The 366-nt window shown below is 60.1% G+C and carries 1 pseudogene; it reads right to left on the minus strand.

Features of this window, described 5'->3' with window-relative positions:
- A pseudogene (locus EN850_RS33980) lies at positions 1 to 366 on the minus strand (LysR family transcriptional regulator); the annotation flags it as partial.

The raw sequence follows: 366 nt of genomic DNA on the forward strand, positions 1-366 counted from the left end.
GGTGCCGTCATACCCTCGACCATCTTGAGGGACACCTTGGGCAGTTCGTGTCTCACCGCCTCAAGCAGCGGACCGCTCAGGACGCGAGCAGCTCCAGACGGAATGCCAATAGTCACCTCCCCGGCAGGGGAAGCGGCTGTGTTGGTCAATTCCACCTCGGTAAGTCGAATTTATTTGAGAATTGCCCGCGCCCGCTCGAGCAGTTTGTCTCCTGACGCCGTCACGCTCACGCCGGTCCTGTCGCGTATCAGCAGTTGAGTGCCGAAGGCTTCCTCCAGTTGACGCACATGCAGGCTCAGCGCACTCTGGGCAACATTAAGGAAGCCAGCGGCCTTCGTGAAACTGCCTGCTTCGACCACACCGACG

The organism is Mesorhizobium sp. M8A.F.Ca.ET.207.01.1.1 (assembly GCF_004794715.1).
Classification (GTDB): Bacteria; Pseudomonadota; Alphaproteobacteria; order Rhizobiales; family Rhizobiaceae; genus Mesorhizobium.